This window comes from Natronorubrum bangense (genome assembly GCF_004799645.1).
GTDB classification, from domain to species: Archaea; Halobacteriota; Halobacteria; order Halobacteriales; family Natrialbaceae; genus Natronorubrum; species Natronorubrum bangense.
Genome location: NZ_CP031305.1, coordinates 2,149,636 through 2,166,157, shown reverse-complemented (window position 1 = coordinate 2,166,157; position 16,522 = coordinate 2,149,636). Strand labels below are relative to the sequence as shown.

Sequence of the window (16,522 nt, the reverse complement as noted above, 5' to 3'; positions counted from 1 at the left end):
GTTATCGTGCGTCGTGGCCGCTCTCGAGGAGTCCATCGACGAGTCGGGTGAACCGATCGACCAGCCGGTCGGGCACCGTTGGGGTGACCTCCGAGAGCAACGGCGCGGTCCGTTCGGGGTCGGCAAGCGAGAGCGTGACTCTGTTGCGCTCGTCGTAGCGTTTATTTACGATCTCACACTCGACCAGATGATCGAGGTGATACTCGAGTGTGCTTCGGGCGATCCCGAGTTCATCCGCGACTGCGGCGGGTCGGCTCGGGTCGTGCTCGATCAGGTAGACGACGATCTCTCGAGCCGTTTCGCGACGGAACAGCGCCAGTGCACCCCGTTCCCACTCGTCGTACTGTGGTGTGTAGTAGTGGGTCTGGCCATAACGTTCCTCGCGAACGAGGTCGTCAGCGTCGATCAGCCGACGGATGTGATACTGAATCTGTCCCGGTGCGAACTCCGAGGACCGGACGAGTTCGTTGAAGTGGATACCAGCGTTCGCCTGGACGTGCGCCCTGATTTGTTGTCGAGTATCGCTCATGGGAATCGATTGTTGATCCGTGTTTATGCCCCTATGATCGGGAGCCCGCTGATAGTTGTCGCTAATAATGCTGGCCCCATAACGGGTTCTGATCGTTCCCGACGAGTGAGAACGGGTCATATGACCCGCATTGAGTATCAGGAGAGAGATGCCGTCAGCCCCGCCCAGCCACGACGGTTCCGGACCGATCGACCGAAGCACATAGGTAACTCTCGCTCCGAAAGACGGTAGCGGAGATGGATCACACGAGCCCCTTCGAGATCGCGTGGCTGGACCCACAACTGGCCCCAGTGCTCCTCGGCATCATTATCCTCGCCGTTATCGGGACGACGATCCTCTTTTGCTGTGGGATCGTGGCCTATTTGCGACGGCGATCGACTCGATATCTGCTGATCACGATCGTTCTCGGACTGCTCGTCGGGCGATCGCTCGTCGGTCTCGGGACCGTTTTCGGCGTCGTGCCGATGACAGTCCATCATCTCGTCGAACACGGCGTCGACTTCACGATTGCCGTGCTCATCCTGTATGCGGTCTATCGCAGCGGGCCGTTCTCAGGACAAAACGCAGAGGGCGACACCGACTCCGGTGCCGTCTTGTCGGACTCGAACGGCGACTGATACGGTCTGCTGTACCGGTTGACCGGCACAACCACAGAACGGTCGTGGTCGCGCCGGAACTGACGGACAGCAGACCGTCTGACGGCGGCTACTGCAGTCGCTCGAGGATGTCTCGCCCCTCAAGATACGGGAACTCGTGGCGGGCGGCGTAGCCGCGGGCGTCTGCAGGCGTCAGTGCCTCACCGGTTTCGTCGTCTAACATCTCACAGACGACGACGGCAGACGAGAGGTCGGCGGCGTCGGCGAGTGCCACCCCGAGTTCGGTGTGTCCCTCTCGCTGTGCGAGAAGGTCGGGGGCGGCTTTCAGCAGGTGGACGTGGCCGGGGACGCGAAACTCCTCGGCGAACACCGTTTTTGAAGGGTGGGCCGCAGCTTTCCCGAGTGCCTGAATCGTCGTCGACCGATCGACGTCCGTGATCCCGGTGTACGTGTCGCGGTGATTGACCGTCAGCGAGAACGACGAGCGCTCGTCGTAGCCGAGTTCGTGGTCACCCGTTGCGGGATGATCGATCGCCTCGCTGTAGAACGGGAGCTCGAACGCCTCGGCGACCTCGTGGCCGAGTGCAACACAGACCAGTCCACCTGCGTCGTTTCGCAGTCGGGCAACCGCATCGGGCGTGACGGCGTCAGCGTGATAGATCAGATCCGTCTCTCCCTCCCGGTCGGCCGCATCGTGGACGAGCACGGGTTCACCCGCCTGTAGCGCCTCGAGGGCCGTCTCGATCGTGTCTGTCGCCGTGGTGGCGCTGTCTGCGTTTGCGTTCGACCGCGGACCGGCATGGTGGCCAGTCATTGGCGATCACCCACGTAGACGACGACGTGATCATCGTCCTCGAGTTCGAGTTGCGTGCGGAGTTTGTCCGGCGCGATGACCTCGAGTTGGTCCTCATCGTGGTGGGTCCGCTCGGGAGCAATAATATGGGCAGTCTCGTAACGGTCACCGTCGACTGTCTCGATCGTCGCCGGGTAACAGACTGCCGGCCCGTACGTTCGTTCCTCGTCTTCCCAGCCGTCGATCGGCACTGGCTCGAGTGCGCTGATGGCGCTTCGTCGACGGACGCTGTCGTCGCGCAGGTCGACGTTCAGCGTGCCGGGAAACGGCTCGTAGCCGAGTCGCTGCTCGAACTGGCGTTTGTACCCCGGTAGTGAGATGTAGTGCCGTCCCTCTCCCATACCGCTGGTGATCGTGCCATCGAGTTCGATCTCCGACTCCGTCTCGAAAATGCGACGGTAGTCCTCGTACTCGGCGTGGAGCGCTCGTTCGCCGTCGTCGGTGATCGCCACCCACTGGCCGTCGCTGACCGTATCGCGCTCGAGCAGTGTCGCACTCTCGAGCCGTTGGAGGCGTCGTGAAGCGGTCTGGTTCGATGCATCGAGACGATCTGCGAGGTGAGAACAGGAGATCTTGACGTCGCCCTCGAGTCCGCCCTCGAGTGCGAGCAGTTTGAGCACGGCGAGTTCGTCGTGCCCAACAGCGGACTCAGCTGACACTGGCATACCAGTGAGTTTGGGGGGATCGCTCAAAAGCATACCGAATGTGGCATGCGTAACGAAACTGTGATAGAGTTCTCGAGCGTTTATCCGCAGTACCAGTTCGTTGGAGAGTTAATGCAAAAAGCCATCGGTCACGGCGTCGTCTCAAACGGCCGGTGGTCTGTCAGTTCCGGCACAACCGCGACCCTGTGGTGTGATTTCGCTGGGACACAGGACGGCCAGCAGTATCAGAATTCGCGTGCGATGGCCTCGTCGATCGCGACGACACGCTCTGGGTCGTCGGTCCAGAACCCGTCCCAGACGCGTGGCTCGTCCTCGAGACAGACCAGGGCAGATCCGTCGCTGTCGGCAGGGTCGTCAGGGCGATAGACGACGAACCAGGCGTTTCGATACCGCTGTTCCGTCCCGCTGTGGACGGTGACGTCGAGATCGACCGTCGCATCGTCGACGCCGTAGACGTGCACGTCGACGTCGCTCGCCGCCAGTTCCGTGTACACCTCGTGGGTGCCGATCTCGTCGGTGATCCGAGAGAGGTGCTGGAACGCACTGCGTAGCGTGCCACTGCTACCGTTCCAGGCCAACTGTTCGATGCGCCGGGAGACGATGATCAACAGCAGCTTCTCCTTGTGGGCGAGCGGATAGCCACGTAGCCGGAGCCGGGTCTCGTCGAGATTCGCGAGCACGTCCGGAAACTCGATCTCGCCGAGCCCGCGTGTGCCGGTCACGAACAGATCAGAGTTGATCGCGAGAAGCGACTCATAGAGGTCGGCCATTGACGAGATAGCCACGAGGACGCCGTCCTCGAGGAGCACAGCGACGTCACCGTCACCGGCCTCGAGCTCGAGATCGTCAGTGAGTTCGAACGTGTCGGTGGCCGCCGTCTCGACGGTGATCGGCTGTGTCTCGAACGTCTCGTCGAGCATCGCCTCGAGCGGGCCGGGCTGGTCGTCGCCGACGACGGCGATCGTCGCCGTTGGGGGGCCAGTGTCCTCGATGAACGATCGCAGGGTCATTTACGGGACGGTTGCGGCTAGGAGAGCTAAAGGGTTCGTTCAGTTAAGTTCCCTGACGTCTATCGTGGCGACTGAACCGATGAACACACCCATCGGCAGGACTCCCGTGTGATCGGTGTCTCGGCTGTTTCAACCGTTACTACCCTGACTCGTGTCGTTTGTCCATCGCTGAACGCCGAATCACGGTGTCGATGGCGAGACGACTGGATCAGTCGATGGACGGTTCGGTTGGGTTACACATAATTTCACAAAAAGGACTAAGTAATATACTGTCGTAGATATACTGGTGCTTGGTAACAGAGACCATCACCTAGGGACAAATCAGTGTCTGGGACGCGGAGAAACAGACTGATTACACATGGCGAAAGCACACAAACTCGATTGTGAGTCGGCAGACGCTGATTGCCGGTTCATTATTCAATCGGAAAACGAAACAGAGGCGATCGAACTGGCCAGAGACCACATGAAGGATGTCCACGGGAAAGAGGTCACCGACGAAGAACTTCAAGAAGAACACCTGCAAGTGGTGTGACTCCGCTTTTTGATGTCAGTTACCGGTCACTGAATCGCGCGCCCAGAACTCGCTGTCTTTTTTCAACTTTGGAACCCACGTGTCTTTTGTCTTCGAGAGAAGCGCCACACGGGAGGCGGGCACCCCTTTGCACTCCGTAAACTCGGGCATATACTCCTGGACTTGCTCGGTGAATTCGACGACTTCCTCGTGGTCGGGCATCGCCGAGCGGTCCAGTCGACCCTGTGAGTGACCTACGTGCATGTAGGCTTTCATCTCGATGAAGTCCGGATCGGCCTGCTGGAAGAAGCCGGCGTACCAGTCGGGGTGGTGCATGTTTTCGCCTTTGACGAGTGTCGTCCGCAACACGGTGCGGGTCTCGTCTTTGTCCGCAAGGACGTCCATCGTCTCGAGTAGCTTTTCCCAGGCGTCGTCTTCCATCGCGCCGACGACTTGGTCGAAGGTGTGGCGTTCGGGAGCGTCGACACTGACATACAGCTGTGTGGGATCACACTCTCGAAGCACCTCGGGTCGGGTCCCGTTCGAGACGAGGAATGTGGTGATATCGCGGTCGTGGAAGGCTTCGATGAGTTCGGGCAGATAGGGATACAGCGACGGTTCGCCGTCGAGCGAGATGGCGACGTGGCGAGGCTCCATCGCCTGGTCGAACACCTCGCGTGGGACCTCCTCGTTGCCACCGAAGCCGGAGAGGAGTCGTTTCTGGAGTTTGAGCGAGGCGTCGACGACGGCTTCGGGGTCGTCCCACTCGACGTCGTCCATCTCATACGAGTGGCCCTGATGGTCGCGCCAGCAGAAGACACAGCGCTCGTTACACCGCACGACGGGCGTCATCTGGATACAGCGATGGGACTCGATCCCGTAGTAGATGTTCTTGTAACATTTCCCCTCGCCGCGCAGGGCGTTGGCCGTCCAGCCACAGGTCTGGGCAGCCGTGTGGTTCTCGCTGTGATAATCTGGACTCGAGACCTGCATCGCACCGCCGTCGCCGTCGCCCTCGTTCTGTTCGGCGTCGGATCCGGTATCAACGCCTGTCTCGGCGGAATTGCTCATGTTGCCCTCGATTGGGTGGGCGCAGACAAAAACCGTGTGGTGTGGGTTGATGCGAGCTGTTGCCCCGCGTTTTGCTGTCCCCGCAGGCCGATCGCAGATGCACTGGCACGAACGGCAACAGCCCGTCTGCGTTACTTGCCGGAGTTGTGTGGGAGTTCACCCGGTTCGGCGGGCTCGTCGTCCTCGGTCGACACTTCGCGCTCGAAGCCGTACAGGACCAGCCCCGTGTTGGCGGTCAAGAGAATGCCTGTCATCGGGGCTGTCGGGACGAACAGATACAGTCCGACCCCGACCGCGAACGTCCCTGCGGCAAGCGCGGCCCACAGCAGCGGCCGCGAGACGTCGACACGGATGGCGTCCCAGTAGATCACACCGAAGAGCGCACCCGTCGCCACGAGTCCGAAAACAGCGACGAGGGAGTCAACGACCATACACAGTGGTTAGTGAGCCACCGCAAAAGCGTTCTGCGTTTCAGACCGAGCCCCGGACACGCTCGAGCACCGCCAGCGTCCCATCCGCGTGGATCTCCTCGAGCACCTCATCAGCGGCTGCTGTGGCCATTTCGTCGGCGTTCCCGACGGCGAAGCTCCGGCCGACGGTGTCGAACGACGAGACGTCGTTGATCGAGTCGCCGACGGCGACGGCCGCCTCGAGGTCGATCGAGACGTGCTCGGCGATCGTCTCGAGGCCGTCGCCTTTGGTCGGATTCGTATCCTTGACGTGGTAGGCGTAGCCCGTGTCGATCACCTCGAGGCCGTGTTTGGCGGCGATCTCGCGCAACGGCTCGATCGGTTGCTCTAAGTTGACGGCGATCTCGGTCTCCCGCCAGCGATTAACAGTGTCTTCCTCACCCCAGCCGAGCGTGTAGCCGGCGGCGCGATACTCCTCGGTGACGGCTTGGGCGGCCTCACGGTCGGCTGTGAAGAAGACGTCGTTGCCGGTGTAGACGACGCCCCCGTTTTCGGCGACGACGAGTTCCGGAATGCCGGTGAAATGACAGAGGGCGACGGGGTAGGGAAACGCCTTCCCGGTCGCGATGACGACGGGGGCCTCCCAGTCGCGGATCGGGTCGAAGACGCGCGGGTCGATGCCCCACCCGTCGGGCCGGGTCAGCGTGCCGTCGATATCGAGCACGAGCGGTGGATCGGCAGTCATAGCCGTCACTCGAGGGCTTGGAGACCTAAAAGAGTCGGTTCGAGAGTGCAAGAGCGCTGGACAGCAACCGCGACTGTCGCTCACTCCATCGAATGCCAGCGAGCAGAACACACTTGTTTTTGCGAATACCATTCCAGATATGATTGAAATTATTGTCGTCCCCATGATTTATGTCGCCCTCACAGCGTACGCGGTCTATTTCGGAGTGTTGAAAGCATTAGAGGCGTTTTTCGGGCAGCAAGAAGACGCCGACTCGTATACGGTTTCACCACCGGACCGGTGACTGTCGGTCGATTGTGGTCGACACTCGATGCGTCTCATCACATGCGGTTCGTTCGGGAGTGCTACAAAACGGATCGCCGGAGACCGTGGCGAGTACGTCCTCGAGAGAAAACCCCCCAGACCGCTTAGAGCGCGAGGTAGCCCGCGTTGGGCAGCAGTCCGAGCAGGTAGAGGATACCGAGTGCGAACATGAAGATCGCGATCGCCATCGCCGGCGGGTCGACGTGGGTCCCGGAGTGGGAGTAGAACATCCGCTGGGTCACCTCTGCGAGCAGGCCACTGATCGCGCCGAACGCACCGGCGGCGAGTAACGCGACGGGTTCGCTCCCGATGACGGGCATCGCGAGGATCGCCCCCACTGCGCCGAGCAGCGTGATGTGGTGAGTGACGGGGATCTTCTCAACGCCGAGGTTGAGAAACAGCAGGCTGATCGCGGAGATCGCATAGCCCAGGAAGATGCTACCCGTCTCGAGCCAGATGTAGCCGCCGAGGACACCACCGACGAGGCCGATAGCGATGACGCCGGACCACTTGTACTGGTGGGGCAGCCACGGTTCGGTCGCCAGTCGGCTGGTCTCGGTGCCGCCGTCGGTTGCGATACGTTTCTCACCGTTCTCGAACGGCGACATATCGAGGATGTTCGACCCCGACACTTTGCCAACGATTGGGTAGTCGAACACGAGCCGCGCGAGGAAGGCCGTCGCCACGACCGACAGCGCGATGTTGTCCGTCGGGAAGCCGACGCCGTTCATGACCTGGGTGATGAGCATCCCGACCGCGCCGAAGACCGCACCGACGGCGAGGATGTCGGGTTTGGTCCCGAACGCGTAGAGGATGTTCTTCCCGAAGTGGTAGTCCCAGCCCGCAGGCTCCATCTCGGGGTACTTCCGGCCGGCGTAGGCCGTCGCGGCGACACCGCCGGCGAACGCGACGTGCGGACCAGTCACCATGCCAAAGCCGATCACGCCGGTGATGTCGGTGGCGAGGCCACCGGTCTCGACGGCCTCGAGTGTGCCGAGTTCTCGCTGGAGGATCGCGACGCCTTCACCGAGGAAGACGACAAAGCCCGTAAAGATGAACGCGGGCAACGCACCGATCGCCGCGCCGAACGCTCCACCGGCGAGGGCGGCGATCAACAGGAGCAGAAACTGCTCGACCTCCAGCCCAATAACCGGGAGCTGCAGGAGTGCCTGAAACATCGATCACTCCTCCGTCGCCCAGTTCAGTGACCGCTCGACGGCGTCGCTCCAGCGGTCGTATCGCTTGTCGGCCGTCTCTCTCCCCATCTGTGGCTCGAACTCGCGATCGATCTGCCAGTTGTCGCGCAGACTGTCGACGTCGTCCCAGTAGCCGACGGCGAGCCCGGCTGCGTACGCCGACCCCAGCGCTGTCGTCTCGTCGACGACCGGGCGGACGATCTCCGAGTCGATGATGTCCGACTGGAGCTGACAGAGGAAGTTGTTCTTGACCGCGCCGCCGTCGACTTTCAGGCTCGTCATCTCGATGCCCGAGTCGGCCTCCATCGCCTCCGCGACGTCACGAGTCTGGAACGCAATCGACTCGAGGGTTGCTCGAACGACGTGTTCTTTCCGCGTGCCGCGGGTCATCCCAACGATGGTCCCGCGTGCGCGCTGATCCCAATGAGGTGCACCCAGGCCCGTAAATGCGGGGACGACATAGACGCCGTCGGTCGTATCGACGCTGCGGGCGAGTTCGGCCGTCTGAGAGGGGTTGTCGATCAACGACATGTCCTCAAGCCACTCGATCGCCGCGCCAGTGATGAAGATCGACCCCTCGAGTGCGTACTGGACGTCCGCACCCGAGCGCTGGAAGCCGATCGTCGTCAACAGCCCGTGGTCGCTCTCGACAGCCTCGTTACCCGTGTTCATCAGGAAGAACGAGCCCGTCCCGTAGGTGTTCTTCGCGTCGCCGGCGTCGAAACAGGTCTGGCCGAACAGGGCCGCCTGCTGGTCGCCGAGCGCACCCGCGACGGGCACCTCGGCCTCGAGGAAGCCTTCTGGGTCAGTCGTGCCGTAGGTCGCCTCGTCGCTCGAGGGGCGCACTTCAGGCAACATCGCCTCGGGGATCGAGAACTCCGCGAGGAGTTCATCGTCCCATTCGAGGTCGTGGATGTTGTAGAGCATCGTTCGCGAGGCGTTCGTCACCTCGGTGATGTGGTTGCCCGTGAGGTTGTAGATCAGCCAGGTGTCGATCGTCCCGAACAGCACCTCGCCTTTCTCCGCCCGATCACGAATGTCGTCCGGTCGCGACCGCTCGAGTTTGATCGGATCGGCGTTGTCGAGCAGCCACTCCGCTTTGGTCGCCGAGAAGTAGGCGTCGGCCTCGAGGCCGGTCTTCTCGCGGATGGTGTCGACCATCTCATCGTCTTCGAGTTGTTCAACACGGTCGGTCGTGCGCCGGTCCTGCCAGACGATCGCGTTGTGGACCGGCCGACCGGAGTCGGCGTCCCACAGCAGCGTCGTCTCGCGCTGGTTGGTCACGCCGATCGCCTCGAGCTGGTCGGGAGCGACGCCCGCCTGCCCGAGCGCCTGCGTGATGACGCGTTTGGTGTTCGCCCAGATCTCCATCGGGTCGTGTTCGACCCAGCCGGGTTCCGGATACACCTGTTCGTGTTTCTCGTATGCGTTCGCGACGACTTGCCCGCCGTGATCGAATACGATGAATCGTGTCCCAGTCGTCCCCTGATCTACTGCACCGACGTAGGTATGTTCTGTCACTAGTAGTCACCCGTATCGTACTGCTCACGCGACGTCTTTATCGACGGTTGCGTGCTACTGGTAAACAAATTCGACGATCATTATAAATGTTCCTGTAAGTGTAATAGCCCCATTATATTGGTCTAACAATATTACGGCTACCTCTCCAAAAACAGTCGAGTGGTTCGCCCGAAAATCGTCGTTTCACCCGAAACAGGGGCCGAAATGTGGTCAGATAATGAGTGACACTCCCACACACGTTCAGTTGTTATGGGCGTTGATGGAGCGTCGATAAAATAAAGAGTAGGGGGATCTAGGTACGAACCAAGGGATGACAACCCACACTGACGTCCTCGTTCTCGGCGGGGGATCCACCGGCTGTGGCATCGCTCGAGATCTGGCGATGCGCGGCCTCGAGGTGACACTCGTCGAACGAGGCAATCTGACGGAGGGGACAACTGGCCGTATGCACGGGCTCTTACACAGCGGGGGCCGCTACGCCGTCTCCGATCAGGCGAGCGCGATAGAGTGTATCGAGGAAAACGAAATCCTCCGGGAGATCGCCGGCCACTGCGTCGAAGAGACCGGCGGCCTGTTCGTCCAGCGACCCGAGGACTCGGACGCGTACTTCCAGGAGAAACTCGAGGGCTGTCGGGAGTGTAACATTCCCGCGCGTGTTCTCTCGGGACGGGAAGCACGCGAGGTCGAACCCTACCTCGCGACCGACGTCAAACGCGCGATCGAAGTTCCCGACGCCGCGGTCGATCCGTTTCGACTCTGCGTCGCGAACGCGGTCGACGCCGAAACCCACGGCGCACGCATCGAGACCCACGCGGAAGTGATCGACCTCCTGCGTGACGGCGACGACATCTACGGCGTGAACGTGCGCCACACCTCAGGGCCGGGCAAACGAAACCATACCGTCGCCGGCACGACCGAGGAGATCACGGCCGACTACGTGGTCAACGCGACGGGCGCGTGGGCCGGCCAAATTGGGGACATGGCCGACCTCGAGATCGAGGTCCGCCCCTCGAAGGGCGTCATGACGATCATGAACGTCCGGCAGGTCGACACCGTCATCAACCGCTGTCGGCCGAAAGGCGACGCCGACATTATCGTCCCCCATGAGACGACGGCGATCCTCGGCACCACCGACGAGGAAGTCTCGGACCCGGACGACTACCCCGAAGAGCAGTGGGAAGTCGACCAGATGATCGACACTCTCTCGGAACTCGTCCCGATCCTCTCGGAAGCGCGGACGATCCGCTCGTTCTGGGGTGTTCGCCCGCTGTACGAGCCGCCAGGGACCGGGACCACGGATCCGACGGACATCACGCGAGAGTTCTTTTTGCTCGATCACGCCGAGCGCGACGGCGTCTCGGGGATGTCCAGCATCGTCGGCGGGAAGCTGACGACGTACCGGGCGATGGCCGAAGAGATCGTCGATCACGTCTGTGACAAACTCGGCGTGCGAGCCTCGTGTGCCACTGCCGACGAACCACTCCCCGGCAGCGAGGACATCGAGACCCTCGAGGCCGGCATGGACGACTTCGGGCTGCGCTCGCCGGTCGCTCGCCGGAGCAAACAACGCCTCGGCAGTCGCGCAAGCGAGGTGCTCGAGACCGACGCCGCGAATCCGGTGATCTGCCAGTGTGAGGGCGTTACGCGCGCGGAAATTCAGGACGGAATCTCACAGTCGGGAACGGACCTGAACGCGGTTCGCATCCGTACCCGTGCCTCGATGGGCAACTGCCAAGGCGGCTTCTGCTGTCAGAACATGGCGAACGAACTCCACCCCGAGTACGACGAGGAGACCGTCCGAACGGCGCTCGACGAACTGTTTCAGGAGCGCTGGAAGGGCGAACGCCACGCGCTGTGGGGCGAACAGCTCTCCCAAGCGATGCTCAACTACGCTCTGCACGCGACGACGATGAACCGCGACCGCGACCCCGCAAGCGAGTCGGCCGACCTCGAGTACGCGGCGTTCGACGGCGGTAACCAGACGGCCGAACCGCGCGCCGACGGGGGGAACTGAGATGGCGATCGAAGACGACGTCCTCGTGATCGGTGGCGGCCTCGCCGGCGCGACGGCGGCACTCGCCGCGGCGGAGCAGAACGTGCAGGTACGGCTGGTAACGCACAAACAGAGCACGCTGCGCCACGCCAGCGGGCTGGTCGACGTCCTCGGCTACACCCCCGAAGGCGACGGGCCGCTCGTCGACCCCTTCGACGCCCTCTCGGACCTCCCCGACGGCCACCCCTACGAGCGCGTTGGGGTCGAGGCCGTCCGCGACGCCCTCGCGTTTTTCGACGACGTCGTGGGCGAGGCGTACGCCGGCGCACATACGGACGTGAACGCACTCGTCCCGACCCACGGCGGCACGGTCAAACCGACCGCCCGCTACCCGGCCTCGACGGCCGCTGGGCTGGCGAGCGACGACCGGGACACGCTGCTAGTCGGCTTCGAGACCCTCCCGGATTTCGAGGCCCCACTGGCTGCGGCCCACCTCGAGGCCGCCGGCGTCCCGTTCGCGGCTCGCGGCGTCACGCTATCGTTCCCCGGCATCGTCCGCGACGACGCGAAGGTGACGCGGTATGCCCACCTGCTCGATCAGAACGAATCCATCTCTACGGATGCGGGCGAAACCGGCGCGCGCGAGGCGCTCGCCGCGGCTGTCGAGCCCCACCTCGAGAGCGAGTCTCGAGTCGGCTTTCCCGCGATTCTGGGCGACGACCACGCCGCCGAGGTGCGGGCCGACCTCGCAGCCGCCCTTGGCGTCGACGTCTTCGAAGTCCCGATGGGGCCGCCCAGCCTGCCGGGACTGCGACTCGAGGACCTGCTCTACGATGCACTCGAGGATGCGGGCGTGCGGGTAACCTCGGGCGTGCCGGTGGTCGAGTACGAGGCTGACACGGACGGCGACCGAATCGACCACGTCGTCGTCGACCGCACCGGCTCGAAACTCCCCCACCGCGCCGACCAGTACGTCCTCGCGACGGGCGGGCTCGTCGGCAAGGGCGTCCGTTCGGAACGCGAGCGGGTGTACGAACCGCTCTTTGATTGTCACGTTCCCCACGCCGCCGACCGCTACGACTGGTTCGTCGACGACGTGTTCGGCGACCAGCCCTACGCGCGCTTTGGCCTGCGCGTCGACCGCGAGTTGCGGCCGTTGACTGCCGACGACGAGCCGGAGTTTTCGAACCTGCGCGCGGCTGGCGCGGTTCTGAGCGGGTATGACTTCGCGGCGGAGAAATCTGGCGGCGGCGTCTCGCTCGCGACGGGCTACGTCGCCGGGACACGGGCCGGCGAGGAGGGCGGCGAATGACTGACTCGAGACACAGTGTGCGAGCGACCGAATCGAGCGATAACTCGAGTGCGAGCGGCCGAAACAGGTAATTTCATGAGCGACGCAGAACACCCGACCGACGACGGTGCACCGGGCGACTACTCAACCGACGGCGACGCATCGACCGACGACGAGTTCGAACCGATTCAGGTCTTCCCCGAGGCCGAGGAGATGGACCTCCGACCGGGAGCCGACAACTGTTATAAGTGTTCGACCTGCGATACGAACTGTCCTGTCGCCGAGGTCGACGACGAGTTCCCCGGCCCGAAGTTCCAGGGGCCAGAGCAGTGGCGGCTCAAACGACAGGACGACCACGACATCGACGACTCCGTGATGAAGTGTTCGAACTGCATGCGCTGTGATAGCGCTTGTCCCTCCGAGGTACCGCTCTCGCAGATGCACAACACGGCTCGAGGCGAGTACGTCGACGAGCACATGAACAAACTCTCTCGAGAGTACATCCGCAACCGAATCCTCGCGAACTACCGGCGACTCGCGCCGCTGGCCGCGGCCTTCCCACGGACGGCGAACTTCGTGATGGGGCTGTCGGTCACCCAGTGGCTGGGCGAGAAGACGCTGGGGGTCACGAGCGAGCGGGAGTTCCCCGAGTTCGCGACCGAGACGTTCCGGAAGTGGTGGACGAAGCGAGGTGGCAACGCGACCTCGAAACAGCGAGCACAGGAAGCGCGAGCACAGCGAGGTGATGCAGAGAGCGAGGACAAGCGCATCGCCTACTTCCACGGCTGTTACTCGAACTACAACACCCCCGAGGTCGCGAAGGCGCTCGTCCGCGTCTACGAACACTTCGGCTACGAGGTCATGGTCCCCGAACAATCCTGTTCAGGCACGCCGATGTTCGCAAACGGGATGCTCGAGGACGCCCGTCGAGCCGCCGAGACCAACGTCAGCGAACTCGCGGCCGCACTCGAAGACGGAGCCGACATCATCGCCTCCTGTAGCTCCTGTTCGATGTCGATCCGACAGGAGTACCCCGAACTGTTCGACTTCGAGGGGACCGACGACGTCGCCGCGAACACCTGGGATGCCGTCGAATATCTCCGCGTCCACGAGGACCTCGAGGGTGAACTCGAGGGCACGTCGCTCGAGGACGAGTCGTTTGCCTATCACGCACCGTGTCATTCACGTAACCAGGGACTCGATGGACAGACGATCGAAGTGCTAGGGGCAATAGACGGCATCGACGCCCACGACGTCGGCGATTCCTGTTCTGGAATCTCCGGCACGTACGGCTGGAAAGAGGAGAACTACGAGACGTCGATGAAGATCGGCGAGGAGATGTTCGAGCACATGGACGACGCGCCAGCCGAAACGGGCCTGACGGAGTGTCCAACCTGCTCGATGCAGATGGAACACGGCACCGGCTACGAGATCAAACACACCCTCGAAATTATCGCAGCGGCACTCGTGGGGACTGCTCACGACGCAGATCAGCGCCGGGGTCAGGAGACCAGATAGATGGAGTTACAAGAGCGAATCGCGCGACGATTATCAGCACGACAGGGCCGGTCGGTCGTCGTCGACCGCGATCACCTCAGTCCAGTCGTCCATCGACCGGATCCAGTGGGTCGTGGACCGGTCTTAGAGCAGTTGCTCGACGCTTTCGAACCGGTGTTCGACGGCGAGTTGCCGCCACCGGTGTCCGTGGTCGGCCCACCCGGATCGGGAACGTCAGCGATCATCACTGCCCTGTTCGGCGCGTTAAACGACCGACTCAGTGAACCGACGCGGACGATCGGGACGACAACCCGTGCCGGCAGCACCGGCCCAGTGACGTGGTTCGTCTACGTCGATGGCCGCCGCGTCGAGAGCGCCTTCGCTTTTTATCAGGAGGTCCTGTCGGTTCTCTCTCAGGAACCCGTCCCGAAAAGCGGCGTCGGCACTGATGATCTTCGAGACCGACTCTGTAACCGACTCGGACGGCCGGACCACCGGGCAGTGATCGCCCTCGATCACCACGATGAGCCCGAATCCCTCGCATACGACCGCACCCACGACCTGCTCGAGCCGGTTGCCGAAAGTGTCTCGACCGTCGCCGTCGGCCAGACCGTCCCTGACAACTGGAGCGACGAGCACCCGACCATTTCGGTTCCGGCCTACCGCAACCACGAACTCGTTGATGTCGTCACTGACCGCGCTTCGACTGGGCTGGCAGCCGGAGCGCTGGATCACGAGTCGATTCGCACCATCGCGAGGTGGGCAGACGGCAATGCACACGACGCGCTGGCGACGCTGTTCGGTGCCAGCATGCTCGCGACCACCGACGGAAGCGACAGACTCGAATCACACCACCTCGAGACGGCATGGGCTGGCGTTCCCGAAGACGGCGTCCATCTCGATCGAGTACTCTCACTCTCCGAGACGCGCCAGCGGGTGCTCGCTGATCTCGTCGCTGTCGAGTCGGCTGACAGACCGATCCGCGAGGTCGCCACGGAGATCGCCAGCCGCTCCTCGCTGACTGCTGGCACGGTCAAACGCTTTCTCTACGAACTCGCAGATCGGGGGATCATCGAACGCGTCCCACTGCCCGCAAACGGAAGCGGTCGGCGACCCAGTGCCGTCGTCCCGCGGTTTCCGACGATCGTCTTCCAGGCACTGGGACCGACCACGAACGACGACGAGAACACGACCGACTGAGACGGTCTCTATACGTTTCAGTTGTTACTATCGCTCCAAAGACCGCCAAGCAGATCAGTACTCGAGATCGTCGGTATATCGGTCGACGAGCAAGACGGCAGCCGCGCCGACGAGGCCCGCGACGACGGCAACAGTCGGTGTGCCAGCGGGTGCGCTACCGAGATTGGTCGTCACTTCTACAAACGGCAGTCTGAGCGCACCGACCATGAGACTCACCAGAAAAGCAAGCGTCGCAGCCCGGTAGCGTTCCAGGGCGTAGCCCACTGCGTGGGCCATCGTGAACAGCCCGATAACTGCGCCGACGCCGAAGACGGCGACGACCGAGCCCGCCTCGAGTACGGGTGCGAGCGCATCACCGTTGAACAGCCCGATCAGGCCATCGACGAATGCGCTCAACACGCCAGTCATATACTCGTACTGGCCGAGAATAAGGAGGAAAAACGCCCCTGAAACGCCCGGCAAGACCATCGCACAGATCGCGACTGCACCGGCAACGAACACCATCAGTGCGCTGTGTGAGGCCCCACCCACAGTCACACCCGTGATAAAGAACGCAATCACGATCGCGACCAGCGAGACCGCGACCCGTCCCGCCGTCCACGTCTCGACCTCGCCGTAGAGAACGACTGCTGATGCCGCGATCAGCCCAAAGAAAAAGCCGTAGGTCGGCACGGGATACGTCGTCGCTGCTCCATGCATCACCCGCGAAAGGACCACGATCGCCGTCGAGATCCCCAGTCCAAGCGTTATCAGGAACGGAATGTCCATTCGCTCGAGTTCCGTCCGGAGCTGTGTTCGTGCCTCGGGGTCGTGGGGACGCAGGGCCGGCCGAAACGATCGTGGGTCGATCGCCGTAATCGCCCGAATCAGCCGATCGTAGATCCCAACGATCAACGCGATCGTCGCACCCGATACTCCGGGGACGACGTCGGCTGCCCCCATCGAGAATCCTTTCAGATAGACGGCGAGAAACTCCCGCATTGCCCGGGGGTATTCCGGACGACGGGAAAAGCTTTCTTACTCTTGGACAGCGCTGAACAACGCCCAGTGTGCCGATCAGCAACTGTTGTTAGCCGACTGTCACACAGTGTCCGTGTCGATCCGATGGCATCTCGAGACACGATCACGAAA

At 62.6% G+C, this 16,522-nt stretch carries 17 protein-coding genes; 7 read left to right on the top strand and 10 right to left on the bottom strand.

The features are described 5' to 3' along the window. Position 1: 1 nt before the first annotated feature. The gene (locus DV706_RS10790) at positions 2-529 is read right to left on the bottom strand and encodes a winged helix-turn-helix transcriptional regulator (RefSeq protein ID WP_006064595.1); all 528 of its coding nucleotides are present in this window, start codon (positions 527-529) and stop codon (positions 2-4) included. A gap of 236 nt (positions 530-765) precedes the next feature. Here DV706_RS10790 and DV706_RS10785 point away from each other — a divergent pair, with 236 nt between their 5' ends. After that, positions 766-1,146, top strand: coding sequence for a DUF7471 family protein (locus DV706_RS10785; RefSeq protein ID WP_006064596.1), 381 nt, complete (start codon positions 766-768; stop codon positions 1,144-1,146). Positions 1,147-1,234: 88 nt separating this feature from the next. On the opposite strand, the gene ribB is transcribed toward DV706_RS10785, so the two are convergent. The 3 genes from ribB to DV706_RS10770 all read right to left on the bottom strand — a co-directional run bounded on the left by ribB (position 1,235) and on the right by DV706_RS10770 (position 3,653). Further along, entirely contained in the window at positions 1,235-1,939 is a 705-nt protein-coding gene (gene ribB, locus DV706_RS10780) for a 3,4-dihydroxy-2-butanone-4-phosphate synthase (protein WP_006064597.1), read from the bottom strand. After that, positions 1,936-2,643 carry a DUF120 domain-containing protein gene (locus DV706_RS10775; protein ID WP_006064598.1) on the bottom strand — a complete coding sequence of 236 codons (708 nt, stop codon included), beginning with the start codon at positions 2,641-2,643 and terminating at the stop codon, positions 1,936-1,938. Before DV706_RS10775 ends, ribB begins: the two co-directional genes overlap by 4 nt. A gap of 224 nt (positions 2,644-2,867) precedes the next feature. Further along, on the bottom strand, positions 2,868-3,653 hold the full coding sequence (locus DV706_RS10770) for a DICT sensory domain-containing protein (RefSeq protein WP_006064599.1): 786 nt from the start codon (positions 3,651-3,653) through the stop codon (positions 2,868-2,870). Between the two features lie 358 nt (positions 3,654-4,011). Between DV706_RS10770 and DV706_RS10765 the strand changes: the two genes are divergently transcribed. Beyond that, a complete protein-coding gene (locus tag DV706_RS10765) occupies positions 4,012-4,185 on the top strand; it encodes a DUF1059 domain-containing protein (protein ID WP_006064600.1) in 174 nt (57 codons plus the stop codon). A 15-nt stretch (positions 4,186-4,200) separates the two neighbouring features. Here the strand turns inward: DV706_RS10765 and twy1 are convergent, their stop codons facing one another. The 3 genes from twy1 to DV706_RS10750 all read right to left on the bottom strand — a co-directional run bounded on the left by twy1 (position 4,201) and on the right by DV706_RS10750 (position 6,390). Beyond that, positions 4,201-5,235 (bottom strand): 4-demethylwyosine synthase TYW1, encoded by a 1,035-nt coding sequence (gene twy1 / locus DV706_RS10760; RefSeq protein ID WP_006064601.1) that lies wholly within the window; start codon positions 5,233-5,235, stop codon positions 4,201-4,203. Positions 5,236-5,366: 131 nt separating this feature from the next. Then, on the bottom strand, positions 5,367-5,666 hold the full coding sequence (locus tag DV706_RS10755; RefSeq protein WP_006064602.1) for a hypothetical protein: 300 nt from the start codon (positions 5,664-5,666) through the stop codon (positions 5,367-5,369). A 40-nt stretch (positions 5,667-5,706) separates the two neighbouring features. Next, positions 5,707-6,390 carry an HAD-IIB family hydrolase gene (locus tag DV706_RS10750; RefSeq protein ID WP_006064603.1) on the bottom strand — a complete coding sequence of 228 codons (684 nt, stop codon included), beginning with the start codon at positions 6,388-6,390 and terminating at the stop codon, positions 5,707-5,709. Between the two features lie 139 nt (positions 6,391-6,529). Between DV706_RS10750 and DV706_RS21460 the strand changes: the two genes are divergently transcribed. After that, the gene (locus tag DV706_RS21460) at positions 6,530-6,673 is read left to right on the top strand and encodes a hypothetical protein (RefSeq protein ID WP_161569798.1); all 144 of its coding nucleotides are present in this window, start codon (positions 6,530-6,532) and stop codon (positions 6,671-6,673) included. Positions 6,674-6,797: 124 nt separating this feature from the next. Here the strand turns inward: DV706_RS21460 and DV706_RS10745 are convergent, their stop codons facing one another. Then, complete coding sequence (locus DV706_RS10745; RefSeq protein ID WP_006064604.1) at positions 6,798-7,871, bottom strand: hypothetical protein; 1,074 nt, start codon at positions 7,869-7,871, stop codon at positions 6,798-6,800. A 3-nt stretch (positions 7,872-7,874) separates the two neighbouring features. Then, positions 7,875-9,410: a glycerol kinase GlpK gene (gene glpK / locus DV706_RS10740; protein WP_006064605.1), complete on the bottom strand. Its 1,536-nt coding sequence runs from the start codon at positions 9,408-9,410 to the stop codon at positions 7,875-7,877. Between the two features lie 310 nt (positions 9,411-9,720). Between glpK and glpA the strand changes: the two genes are divergently transcribed. The 4 genes from glpA to DV706_RS10720 all read left to right on the top strand — a co-directional run bounded on the left by glpA (position 9,721) and on the right by DV706_RS10720 (position 15,391). Then, positions 9,721-11,424 carry an anaerobic glycerol-3-phosphate dehydrogenase subunit GlpA gene (gene glpA, locus DV706_RS10735; RefSeq protein ID WP_006064606.1) on the top strand — a complete coding sequence of 568 codons (1,704 nt, stop codon included), beginning with the start codon at positions 9,721-9,723 and terminating at the stop codon, positions 11,422-11,424. 1 nt (position 11,425) lies between these two features. Then, positions 11,426-12,715 (top strand): glycerol-3-phosphate dehydrogenase subunit GlpB, encoded by a 1,290-nt coding sequence (glpB, locus tag DV706_RS10730; RefSeq protein ID WP_006064607.1) that lies wholly within the window; start codon positions 11,426-11,428, stop codon positions 12,713-12,715. Positions 12,716-12,790: 75 nt separating this feature from the next. Further along, positions 12,791-14,212, top strand: coding sequence for an anaerobic glycerol-3-phosphate dehydrogenase subunit C (locus DV706_RS10725; protein WP_006064608.1), 1,422 nt, complete (start codon positions 12,791-12,793; stop codon positions 14,210-14,212). Beyond that, entirely contained in the window at positions 14,213-15,391 is a 1,179-nt protein-coding gene (locus DV706_RS10720; protein ID WP_006064609.1) for a Cdc6/Cdc18 family protein, read from the top strand. Between the two features lie 54 nt (positions 15,392-15,445). Here the strand turns inward: DV706_RS10720 and DV706_RS10715 are convergent, their stop codons facing one another. Continuing rightward, complete coding sequence (locus DV706_RS10715) at positions 15,446-16,372, bottom strand: DUF368 domain-containing protein (protein ID WP_006064610.1); 927 nt, start codon at positions 16,370-16,372, stop codon at positions 15,446-15,448. Positions 16,373-16,522 lie beyond the last annotated feature (150 nt).

What these genes read in the sequence shown, in the direction of transcription:
- DV706_RS10765 (WP_006064600.1), top strand. Translation starts at nt 4,012, where the DNA reads ATGGCGAAAGCACACAAACTCGATTGTGAGTCGGCAGACGCTGATTGC.
- DV706_RS10785 (WP_006064596.1), top strand. Translation starts at nt 766, where the DNA reads ATGGATCACACGAGCCCCTTCGAGATCGCGTGGCTGGACCCACAACTG.
- DV706_RS10715 (WP_006064610.1), bottom strand. Translation starts at nt 16,372, where the DNA reads ATGCGGGAGTTTCTCGCCGTCTATCTGAAAGGATTCTCGATGGGGGCA.
- DV706_RS10755 (WP_006064602.1), bottom strand. Translation starts at nt 5,666, where the DNA reads ATGGTCGTTGACTCCCTCGTCGCTGTTTTCGGACTCGTGGCGACGGGT.
- DV706_RS10750 (WP_006064603.1), bottom strand. Translation starts at nt 6,390, where the DNA reads ATGACTGCCGATCCACCGCTCGTGCTCGATATCGACGGCACGCTGACC.
- DV706_RS21460 (WP_161569798.1), top strand. Translation starts at nt 6,530, where the DNA reads ATGATTGAAATTATTGTCGTCCCCATGATTTATGTCGCCCTCACAGCG.
- DV706_RS10725 (WP_006064608.1), top strand. Translation starts at nt 12,791, where the DNA reads ATGAGCGACGCAGAACACCCGACCGACGACGGTGCACCGGGCGACTAC.
- DV706_RS10790 (WP_006064595.1), bottom strand. Translation starts at nt 529, where the DNA reads ATGAGCGATACTCGACAACAAATCAGGGCGCACGTCCAGGCGAACGCT.
- DV706_RS10720 (WP_006064609.1), top strand. Translation starts at nt 14,213, where the DNA reads ATGGAGTTACAAGAGCGAATCGCGCGACGATTATCAGCACGACAGGGC.
- DV706_RS10775 (WP_006064598.1), bottom strand. Translation starts at nt 2,643, where the DNA reads ATGCCAGTGTCAGCTGAGTCCGCTGTTGGGCACGACGAACTCGCCGTG.
- DV706_RS10770 (WP_006064599.1), bottom strand. Translation starts at nt 3,653, where the DNA reads ATGACCCTGCGATCGTTCATCGAGGACACTGGCCCCCCAACGGCGACG.
- ribB (WP_006064597.1), bottom strand. Translation starts at nt 1,939, where the DNA reads ATGACTGGCCACCATGCCGGTCCGCGGTCGAACGCAAACGCAGACAGC.
- glpB (WP_006064607.1), top strand. Translation starts at nt 11,426, where the DNA reads ATGGCGATCGAAGACGACGTCCTCGTGATCGGTGGCGGCCTCGCCGGC.
- twy1 (WP_006064601.1), bottom strand. Translation starts at nt 5,235, where the DNA reads ATGAGCAATTCCGCCGAGACAGGCGTTGATACCGGATCCGACGCCGAA.
- DV706_RS10745 (WP_006064604.1), bottom strand. Translation starts at nt 7,871, where the DNA reads ATGTTTCAGGCACTCCTGCAGCTCCCGGTTATTGGGCTGGAGGTCGAG.
- glpA (WP_006064606.1), top strand. Translation starts at nt 9,721, where the DNA reads ATGACAACCCACACTGACGTCCTCGTTCTCGGCGGGGGATCCACCGGC.